We start from the raw sequence: 8,930 nt of genomic DNA on the forward strand, positions 1-8,930 counted from the left end.
TCGGGTCGCACCGACGCCGCCCGCGGGCCCCCCCGGTGTGCACCGGTCGGGCCCTCGTCCGTCGTCCTCGTCCTGCGCCTTACGTCGGTCAGGCCACTGCGGCGGTGCCGAGCAGGGCGGACGCCCGCTCGACCGGGCTGATGCCTGACGCGGGCGCGGCCGTGGGGAGGGCATGGCAGGTGAAGCCGAGCCGGGTCATGGCCCGGACGACTTCGCCGGAGCTGAAATCACGGCTGTCCTGGCGGGTGATGACCGTGCCCACCTGCTTGACGGGATACCGGCGGCGTCCGATGGTCACGGATTCGCCGGTGACCGGTTCGGGCTTGACGCCCTTCATCGTTTCCAGCACTCCGTTCTTCGTCAGCTCGAACGGGAAGCGGGCGATCACGCAGCGCATGGGACCTCACAGGGAGAAGAGGAAGACGGACCGACGAGGAGGTCGCGCAGCCGCACCCGGTCGGTGTACGCCGAGCTGGCGCGGAAGACGGTGAGCTGGGTCTGCGTGACCAGACCGGTGCGCCGGCCGTCGTCGTCGCGGACGATCAGGTGCCCGGCGCGGGCACCTGCCATGACCGACAGGGCCACCTCGACGGTCATGGCGTCCCAGACCTGCGGGTCGGTCTCGTCAGGGGCGTCGGGGCGGGGCTGGGCAACCAGTGTCACAAGTGCCTCCTGCGGAGAGTGGGGGTGGGCGTCGACCCAGGACGGAGGCTCTAGGAGGCCTGGTCGAGGGCGGCCCGCCGTTGGGCGGCGCGGCGTGTCCCCTGCGAGGGGCGGTTGCGCCGGGCGCGGGACGCGGCGCCGCGCTGCGGGCGTTCGGGCGCCGGAGCCGTGATGCGGACGGGGACGCCCGACGGGGCCTGCGCGCCGGTGATGCGGTTCAGTTCGGCCTCGCCGGAGCGGATCTCGGTGACCCGCGGGCGGATCCCCGCGTCCACCATGAGCCGCGCCATGTCACGGCGCTGGTTCGGGGTGACGAGGGTGACCACGCTCCCGGACTCACCCGCACGTGCGGTACGGCCACCGCGGTGCAGGTAGTCCTTGTGGTCGGTGGGCGGGTCGACGTTGACGACGAGGTCGAGGTTGTCGACGTGGATGCCGCGGGCGGCGACGTTCGTGGCGACGAGCACGGTGACATGCCCGCTCTTGAACTGTGCCAAGGTGCGGTTGCGCTGCGGCTGCGACTTGCCTCCGTGCAGGGCCGCGGCCCGTACGCCACTGCCCAGCAGGTCCTTGGCCAGCTGGTCGACGGCGTGCTTGGTGTCCAGGAACATGATCACGCGGCCGTCACGGGCGGCGATCTCGGTCGTGGTGGCCTGCTTGTCGGCGCTGTGGACGTGCAGCACGTGGTGCTCCATCGTCGTGACCGCGCCGGCCGAGGGGTCCACCGAGTGCACGACGGGGTCGGTCAGGTAGCGGCGGACCAGCAGGTCGACGTTGCGGTCCAGGGTGGCGGAGAACAGCATCCGCTGCCCCTCGGGACGGACCTGGTCCAGCAGCGCGGTGACCTGCGGCATGAACCCCATGTCGGCCATCTGGTCGGCCTCGTCCAGCACGGTGATGCCGACCTGGTTCAGCCGGCAGTCGCCTCGGTCGATGAGGTCCTTGAGCCGGCCCGGGGTGGCGACGACGACCTCGGCGCCGCCGCGCAGCGCGCCTGCCTGCCTGCCGATCGACATGCCGCCGACGACCGTGGCCAGGCGCAGCTTCACGGAGCGGGCGTACGGGGTGAGCGCGTCGGTCACCTGCTGCGCCAGCTCGCGGGTGGGGACGAGGATCAGGGCGAGCGGCTGCCGGGGCTCGGCGCGTTGGCCGGCCGTACGGGCCAGCAGCGCGAGGCCGAAGGCCAGCGTCTTGCCGGAGCCGGTACGGCCACGGCCCAGGACGTCACGGCCCGCGAGGGTGTTCGGCAGCGTCGCGCCCTGGATCGGGAACGGTACGGTCACGCCTTCGACGACGAGCGCGGCGAGCAACGCCTCCGGCATACCGAGATCGGCGAACGCCTCGACGGCGGGCAGCGCGGGCGTGACCGACGTGGGGAGCGCGAACTCACCCTGCCGGGCGACGGGCCGACGGCCGCGTCCGCCCGAGCGGCTTCCTTGGCGCGCGGAACCGGCGCCGCTCTTACGGATGTGTGTGCGGTTCATGGGGAACCTTCCTTGGATGCGGCGCATATCAAGGAATTCCCGCGGCGAACAGCAGCGTGGAGAATTGCGAGATCGGGCCGAATGGAGCGCAGAATCAGCTGCGCTGCGGATCTGGAAAAAATTTTCCTTACAAAAAACACGTGCAGCTGGGGCCCGCACCCCGAAGGATGCGGGCCCCAGCTACGTAGTACGCGTCAGCGTCAGGCGGGAACGATGTTCTCGGCCGTCGGGCCCTTCTGGCCCTGCGCGATGTCGAAGTTCACCTTCTGGCCTTCCTGCAGCTCACGGAAGCCCTGGGCGGCGATGTTCGAGTAGTGGGCGAACACGTCGGGGCCGCCACCGTCCTGCTCGATGAAGCCGAAGCCCTTTTCCGCGTTGAACCACTTCACGGTGCCAGTAGTCATGCCATGTCTCCTTTTGGGGCACATCGGCGCCCGCACTGCGCGGACGCTGTGTCGCCGCGATGATTACCCCGCCGGAAGACCGGAGATGAAAAAGCGCTTCCCAGCGACTCTGAGGCCGACCGGAAGCACTTGAAGTTCGGGAACCACAACTGCAACTGAGATTGAGGCTAGCATGCCGAAGTGCCCGCCGCCGGTCGAAATATCGGCACTCTTTTTCCACCCCAAAAACATTCACTCCCCGGCCTCGTGAACCCTCACTTCGCCGCTACAGATATAGATTCCCCGTCACCGAAGGTCCCGGGTCCCGCCGTCGCGCGTCAGGAGAAGACGACCGAGCGCACGAGGAGGCGGTCCGATGCGCCGCCGCCCGGGCGCAGGCTGTAGAAGGCGTCGCCCTCGCAGTTCGCCTCAAGGAAGACCACGGCCGTCGCATCGGTGCGGTTCTTCGGCGCGTACGCGGGCGAGCCCGGCTCCGACCCCGGTCCCTGGATGTTGATGCAGGTGCCGCTCTCCGGGTTGTTGAGGAAGCCGACCGCCTCGTACCCGTCGGCCGTCCGGTACGTGTACCGGAACTGCCCCTCGGCGGCGGAGGCCGAACCGGGGGCGGTGATCAGCAGGAGGGCGGCGCCGGCGACAGCGGCCAGGGCGGAGCGAAGACGCATGGGAGTTCCTTGTCCTTGTTCGCAGGTGAAGAAAGCACTGCGAGCGCTGCCCCTCGCGGCGGCGAGCCATTCCTGTTGTCACTCGCACGGGATAAGCGGAATCGTTTGCCCTGATCATTCGGCGTCACGGGGGCAACCGCCGCCCCGCGGAGGAGAGTTTCCCTGTTCATGATCACGGTCCTTGCGTGGTGAGTGGCTGTTGTACGGGTCGTCTCCGGCATCACGGAGGAGACCGGGGGGAGGTGTTCAGGCGCCCAGGGTGATCAGGGCCGCGATCGCCGGGCCGAAGGCGCCGCCGAGCTGGTAGCAGAGGTTGAACAGGCCGATCGCGTGGGGCGTTGGTCGGGCCGAGCGGCCTGGGTCGCGTACACCGCGAGCGTCGCCTGGCCCGCGCTCGTGGTGAAGACCGCCAGCGTCGCGACCAGCAGGAGGAGGGGCGCCCAGGGGGTCAGTACCGCGGTGGGCGGAGCCAGCGCTCCGACCGTGAGCAGGATGGTCAGGACTCGCCGGCGGCCCATCCGGGCCGAGGCCGCGGCCAGCACCATGGAGAGCGCCGAGCCCACGAGGAGGGCGACCAGCTGGGCGGTGCCGATCGTGGCGGTCGACCAGTCGGTACGGTCTCGCAGCAGCTGCGGGACGGTGAAGAGCAGCGTGAAGTACGAGGTCGCGAAGGTGCAGGCGAGCGCGGCGGAGAGGACGAAGGCCTTGGTGCGCAGCAGCGCCGCCGGGACGAAGCCCGTGGGGTTGGACCGGACGTGCAGGGCCAGCAGCGTGGCCGTCACCACCGAGGCGGTCGCCGCCGGGAGCGGGTAGCGGGGGATGAGTACCAGGGCCGTCGCCGTCAGGGCCAGGAGCGCCGCGCCCCGGCCGTCGAAGGGGGTGCTCTCCCGCGGTGCGGACAGGTCGGCGCGGCGCATGACCGCCGGCAGGGCGAGAAGCGCGACCACCCCGACGGCGAGGGACACCCGCCAGGAGGCCGTGCCCGCGATCGCCGAGCCGAGGAGCGGTCCGACCGCGCCCAGCGTCCCGAAGCCCGCCGTGATCACGCCCATCCGGCGGACCGAGCCCGCCAGGCTCATCGCCGCGGTGACCAGGCCCGCGCCGCCCATCGCCTGGGCCGCCCGTCCCGCCATGGCCAGCGGCAGCCAGGGCGCCACGGCCACGACCGCCGTGCCGGCCACGACCAGGACCGCGCTCAGCCGCAGCGTGCTGCCCAGTCCGCGACGGCGCAGCAGGGCTGCCATCAGCGGGGTGCCGACGGCGATGGCCCAGGCGAAGACCGTGACCAGCCAGGTCGCCGTGGCCGTACGGATGCCGAGCGAGGCGGCCATGTCGGGGAGGATCAGGACCGGGCTGTTGGCGCTCGCGGCGAGCGGCGTGGCCAGTAACGCCAGCCACACGGCGGGTACGTGGCGGGATCCCGGCGCGGCGGCGGGGGACGGCGCCTGCACGGCGCGGCGGGGGCGGGGGCGGGGGCGGGGGTGAGGCCGGTCGAGCAGGGACACGGAAGGCTCCGGAGGGTGAGGTGGTCGGCAGCGGAGGGCTGGGCGACTTCGGCGAGTCGGTGGGGACGGCCAGGGGCGCAAGAGTCGTAGCGGCGGCCGCGAGCCTCGACGGCTCGCGTCGCTCGGCAGCGCCGTCGCTCAGACCGTCGTGACGACCTCGTCGTAGGCGAGCCGCGGCGAGCGCGGGTACCAGGCGTCGGGGCCCGGGCGGCCGATGTTCACGACCATCAGCGGCGTGTGGTCGTCGTCCAGGAACTCCTTCTGGACGCCCGGGAAGTCGAATCCCGTCATCGGCCCCGCGGCCAGTCCCGCCGCGCGCACGCCGATGATGAAGTACGCGGCCTGGAGCGTCGCGTTGAGCAGGGCGGACTCCTCGCGGACCGGGCGGTCGGCGAAGAGGAGGTCCTTGGCCTGCGGGAAGTGCGGCAGCAGTGTGGGGAGTTCCTCGTGGAACTCGTTGTCGGCGGCGAGGATCGCGACCAGCGGCGCGGCCGACGTCTTGGGCTGGTTGCCCTCGGCCATGTGCGGCACGAGACGGGCGCGGGCCTCGTCCGAGCGGACCAGGACGATCCGCAGCGGCGCCTGGTTGTAGGCGGTGGGGGCGTACTTGATCAGGTCGTGGATCGCCCTGACCTGCTCCTCGGTCACCGGCTCGGCGGAGAAGGTGTGGGCGGTACGGGCCTCGCGGAAGAGGAGGTCCTGGGCGGCGGGGTGGAGAGCGAGCGCGGACATCGGTGTGCTCCTGTCGTTCAGCCTTGATAATCTCAACGTTGAGATAAAAGCAGCTCGACTCTCTCAGCGTCAAGTATCTCAACGTTGAGAAGGTGTCCATTGAGAGGAGTACGGCGATGAGCGATGCCGTGGACGCGATCATCGGTCAGTGGGCCAAGGAGCGCCCGGACGTGGTGGAGGACCTCTGGCCGGTGGAGCTCTTCGCCCGGATCCAGCGGCTGGCACGGGTGGTCGACAAGTCCGCCAAGTCAGCGGCCGCCGCGCACGGAGTGGAGTACGGGGAGTTCGACGTCCTCACCACGCTCCAGCGCTCGGGGCCGCCCTACGCCCTCACCGCCGGGGCCTTCATCAAGGCGGCCATGGTGACCTCCGGCGCGATCACCAACCGCATCGACAGGATGGAGGCCAAGGGCCTGGTCGAGAGGGTGCGCGAGGGCGACGACCGGCGCACCGTCAAGATCCGCCTCACGGAGCACGGACACGAGGTCACCCGGGCCGCCTTCGCCGACCATCTGGCGAACTACGCACGGCTGCTCGCCGACGTGGACCGCGACCTGGTCGAGAAGACCGCCGAGGGCCTCCGGCAGGTGCTGGAGACCCTCGGTGACACCACCATCGAGTAAGGGCCGTTCAGGAGGTGGCGGAGGCCCACGACTCGAAGTGGAACGCGTTGATGAAGCAGTCCCGGGGCTGCTGGATCGCGAAGGTGACGCACTCGAGCACGGACTGGGCGGCAAGGGGAGACCGCGCGTCGCGCGGGACGTCGTCCCAGTCCTGGTCCAGGATGTCGCGGGAGCTGTCGAAGTCCGGCGGGAACAGGGAGATGACCCGAACCCCCTGCGGCCGCAGCCGACGTGAGAGCGCCTCGGTGAACCCGCGCTGGGCGTTCTTGGCCGCGTAGTACGCCTCGTGGGCGCCGGCGTGCCGGGCGCCGGGAACGCCGCACTCGGAGACCATCGTCACCACGTCGGGCCGGCTGGACGCCAGCAGCAGGGGCAGCAGGTTCTTGGTGACCAGGATGGTGCCCGTACCGCCGGACGCCATGGTGTCGGCGACGTCGTCGTCCGAGGCGGAGAGCAGGTCGGGGCCTTCGAGCCAACGCGCACCGTTGTTGACGAGTACGTCGATGTGGTCCGTGCGCTCGCCGAGTTCCTTCGCGAAGGCACGGATCGAGGCGGGGTCGGCCAGGTCGCACGCGAAGGCATGCGCCTTCGCGTGGCCGCGAGCCTGGATCTCGGCACGCGTGCGCTCGGCCGCGTCGCGGGTCCGGGCGGCGAGGAAGACCTCCGCCCCGAGGCCGGCGAAGTGATGGGCCAGGGCGCGCCCGAAGTCCCGTCCGGCACCGGTGATGACCACGCGGCGATCGATGAGGCTCACTGCAGATACCTTTCGTCAGGAGCTGGTCGACGGGCACCGCCTGGGCGAGGCCGGTACCGGCTCAGGTGGTGACCTACTGGAACATCCCCACGGATCCGATGGTGTGGGTCACCACGGAGGTCCCGTCGGCACCCGTGGTGATGAAGGCCAGCTCGCCGCCTTCGTACGGCGCGCCGAGCATGACCGCCTCGCGCATCCTGGTGGGGGTGAACGGGACGTCGTCGATGCCGTCGGCGTCGTCGTCGACACCGGTCTGCGCACCCTGTTCTTCGCGCTCACCCGCGTCCGGGACCGGTGCGCAGGTACAGGTGAACAGAGGCGTACGCGCCGAGGCGTCATCGGCGGCGTAGATCCACGTCCGGCCGTTGTGGTCCAAGCGCTCCAGCACGCGCAGGGCAGGCGCCGGTCCGCGACGCAGCACCGTGGCGCGGCGACGTGCCAGAAGGCCTGTCGTCACCAGTGAGAGCCCGGGCAGCCCGGCGGCCAGGGCCAGCATCTGCGGGCCGATCGCGTCGTACGGCTCGGCGGCCAGGCGCTGCCCCGACTCGTGCTCCAGGACCGTGACGGTGGTTCCGAGGCCGTAGTCCTCGGGGAACAAGGCGTCGACGGTGATGCGACGCCCGTCGTCGGTGCGGACCCGTAGCGACAGGTCCGTACGGCCGGTGACTTCGGCCTCGGTACGGGTTGCCAGAGCAGCCTGCCGCTCGTCTTCGTGCACGGCGCGCAAGCCGAGGACGACGGCGCCGGAGGCCACGGCGCACAGCACCAGCCCGGCGACGAGCGGGATCGTCCCCCGTCTCGGCGGACCGGCCGACTTCAGCCGTCCGTGCTCCGTGGTGGCGGCACGGTCGACGAGCTGTCGCTGCCTCTGCCGGGCGGCCAGCCTCGCCCATGCCGCTGCCCAGCCGAGGCCGAGGGCCGCGATGACAGCCAGATTCGCTGCCCGGGACGCCCAGCCGACGGAGGGAAGTTCCTCCCAGGCCACGATCACCATCAGGAGAGGCGCGGCGACGAGAGTGACCTCCAGGAGCCTGCGATACCAGTACAACAAGCCGATGGCCAGGCCCACCTGCACCATGCCGATCCAGTCCGGACCGCACGGGGCCGCGACGCTGCAGACGGGCATCGGCTCCATGGCGATCGCGGCGGCCACCGTCGCCAACAGCGCCAGGACGGACCACAGTGGCCTCGTCCACGCGGCCGGGCGGGCGCTCGACCAGGCCGCCGCGTCGGCGGACAGCCAGGCGGGAACGCCTTCGGACAGGGAACCCGACGGTATCGGCGCGGAGGTCTGGGACACCCGAGGATTATGCGGCAGCACGTGTCGAGGCGGCGACGGACCCGGCTTCGCCGGGTGGCCGGCGGCGAGCCGGTGATCGCGGGGCCATGGCGGCGATCATCCTCGTGGCCACATCGCGACGCACGTGGTCCGCGACGAACCCGGCGCTCGGCAACGGCCCGAAGCCGCCGCGAGGCGAGGGTGGCCGGTCGACGCGGCTGGACGGGTTCAGTTCGGCACCTGCCTCCGGCGCGCTCCGCCCGGGGCGGCGCGGCGCCGGATTACATGGGCCTGCGCCGCCGCGCGGGGCGTGCCGGTGCCCTTCACGGGGCCCGGACCCGACAACTGGAAGAGCACCATGGCAGAGCGCGACTCTCGCAACCGCACAGGCCGCAGCCCGCTACGTCGCGGGCTCGCCGCCGCCGTGCTCGCAGCCGGCTTGCTGACGGCTTCGACGGCACCCGGATACGGGACCGGCGCGGCCACGCCGGCGCCCGGCCCGCAGTTCACGCCGCTGACGGCGGCGGTGATGACCGAACCGACGCCGTTCGACGCCACGGACGGCAAGAAGCACCTCTCGTACGAACTCCTCACCACGAACGCGCTGCCCAGCAGCTCGCAGGTGCGGCTCGACCGGGTCGAGGTCCGGGACGCCCGCACGCACCGGGTGGTGGGCTCGCTGAGCGGGCAGGCGCTGGCCGATGCCGCCAACCCGGTGGGCGACCCCCTGCTGGGTGCGGACGGGTACACGCCGGCGCCCCCGGGGCCGACGCCGACCGTCATCCCGGGCTCCCAGCAGTGGGTCGTCTGGCTCGACCTGGTCC

10 protein-coding genes and 1 pseudogene are annotated in these 8,930 nt (G+C 71.4%); 2 read left to right on the forward strand and 9 right to left on the reverse strand.

Annotation, left to right across the window (positions count from 1 at the left end; translation table 11 throughout):
- Nucleotides 1–88: 88 nt before the first annotated feature.
- The 7 genes from ACWF79_RS34445 to ACWF79_RS34475 form a co-directional block, all read right to left on the reverse strand.
- Complete coding sequence (locus ACWF79_RS34445; RefSeq protein WP_453732121.1) at nucleotides 89–397, reverse strand: SCO5918 family protein; 309 nt, start codon at nucleotides 395–397, stop codon at nucleotides 89–91.
- The gene (locus ACWF79_RS34450; protein ID WP_453732122.1) at nucleotides 385–663 is read right to left on the reverse strand and encodes a CBS domain-containing protein; all 279 of its coding nucleotides are present in this window, start codon (nucleotides 661–663) and stop codon (nucleotides 385–387) included. Before ACWF79_RS34450 ends, ACWF79_RS34445 begins: the two co-directional genes overlap by 13 nt.
- Before the next feature lie 50 nt (nucleotides 664–713).
- Nucleotides 714–2,147 carry a DEAD/DEAH box helicase gene (locus ACWF79_RS34455; protein ID WP_453732123.1) on the reverse strand — a complete coding sequence of 478 codons (1,434 nt, stop codon included), beginning with the start codon at nucleotides 2,145–2,147 and terminating at the stop codon, nucleotides 714–716.
- Between the two features lie 200 nt (nucleotides 2,148–2,347).
- Nucleotides 2,348–2,551 carry a cold-shock protein gene (locus tag ACWF79_RS34460; protein ID WP_158991800.1) on the reverse strand — a complete coding sequence of 68 codons (204 nt, stop codon included), beginning with the start codon at nucleotides 2,549–2,551 and terminating at the stop codon, nucleotides 2,348–2,350.
- Nucleotides 2,552–2,868: 317 nt separating this feature from the next.
- The gene (locus tag ACWF79_RS34465) at nucleotides 2,869–3,213 is read right to left on the reverse strand and encodes a hypothetical protein (RefSeq protein ID WP_453732124.1); all 345 of its coding nucleotides are present in this window, start codon (nucleotides 3,211–3,213) and stop codon (nucleotides 2,869–2,871) included.
- A 263-nt stretch (nucleotides 3,214–3,476) separates the two neighbouring features.
- Nucleotides 3,477–4,718, reverse strand: coding sequence for an MFS transporter (locus ACWF79_RS34470; RefSeq protein WP_453732125.1), 1,242 nt, complete (start codon nucleotides 4,716–4,718; stop codon nucleotides 3,477–3,479).
- 138 nt (nucleotides 4,719–4,856) lie between these two features.
- Nucleotides 4,857–5,450, reverse strand: coding sequence for a malonic semialdehyde reductase (locus ACWF79_RS34475; protein WP_453732126.1), 594 nt, complete (start codon nucleotides 5,448–5,450; stop codon nucleotides 4,857–4,859).
- Between the two features lie 116 nt (nucleotides 5,451–5,566).
- Here ACWF79_RS34475 and ACWF79_RS34480 point away from each other — a divergent pair, with 116 nt between their 5' ends.
- A complete protein-coding gene (locus tag ACWF79_RS34480; RefSeq protein ID WP_453732127.1) occupies nucleotides 5,567–6,073 on the forward strand; it encodes a MarR family winged helix-turn-helix transcriptional regulator in 507 nt (168 codons plus the stop codon).
- 7 nt (nucleotides 6,074–6,080) lie between these two features.
- Here ACWF79_RS34480 and ACWF79_RS34485 read toward each other — a convergent pair whose 3' ends face one another.
- Both ACWF79_RS34485 and ACWF79_RS34490 read right to left on the reverse strand, forming a co-directional pair.
- On the reverse strand, nucleotides 6,081–6,827 hold the full coding sequence (locus ACWF79_RS34485; RefSeq protein ID WP_453732128.1) for an SDR family oxidoreductase: 747 nt from the start codon (nucleotides 6,825–6,827) through the stop codon (nucleotides 6,081–6,083).
- A 73-nt stretch (nucleotides 6,828–6,900) separates the two neighbouring features.
- Nucleotides 6,901–8,127 carry a hypothetical protein gene (locus ACWF79_RS34490; RefSeq protein WP_453732129.1) on the reverse strand — a complete coding sequence of 409 codons (1,227 nt, stop codon included), beginning with the start codon at nucleotides 8,125–8,127 and terminating at the stop codon, nucleotides 6,901–6,903.
- Nucleotides 8,128–8,464: 337 nt separating this feature from the next.
- Here ACWF79_RS34490 and ACWF79_RS34495 point away from each other — a divergent pair.
- Nucleotides 8,465–8,930 (forward strand): annotated as a pseudogene (locus ACWF79_RS34495) (M23 family metallopeptidase); the annotation flags it as partial.

Source organism: Streptomyces sp. NPDC054975 (assembly GCF_053609105.1).

What these genes read in the sequence shown, in the direction of transcription:
- ACWF79_RS34445 (WP_453732121.1), bottom strand. Translation starts at nt 397, where the DNA reads ATGCGCTGCGTGATCGCCCGCTTCCCGTTCGAGCTGACGAAGAACGGA.
- ACWF79_RS34455 (WP_453732123.1), bottom strand. Translation starts at nt 2,147, where the DNA reads ATGAACCGCACACACATCCGTAAGAGCGGCGCCGGTTCCGCGCGCCAA.
- ACWF79_RS34460 (WP_158991800.1), bottom strand. Translation starts at nt 2,551, where the DNA reads ATGACTACTGGCACCGTGAAGTGGTTCAACGCGGAAAAGGGCTTCGGC.
- ACWF79_RS34465 (WP_453732124.1), bottom strand. Translation starts at nt 3,213, where the DNA reads ATGCGTCTTCGCTCCGCCCTGGCCGCTGTCGCCGGCGCCGCCCTCCTG.
- ACWF79_RS34475 (WP_453732126.1), bottom strand. Translation starts at nt 5,450, where the DNA reads ATGTCCGCGCTCGCTCTCCACCCCGCCGCCCAGGACCTCCTCTTCCGC.
- ACWF79_RS34480 (WP_453732127.1), top strand. Translation starts at nt 5,567, where the DNA reads ATGAGCGATGCCGTGGACGCGATCATCGGTCAGTGGGCCAAGGAGCGC.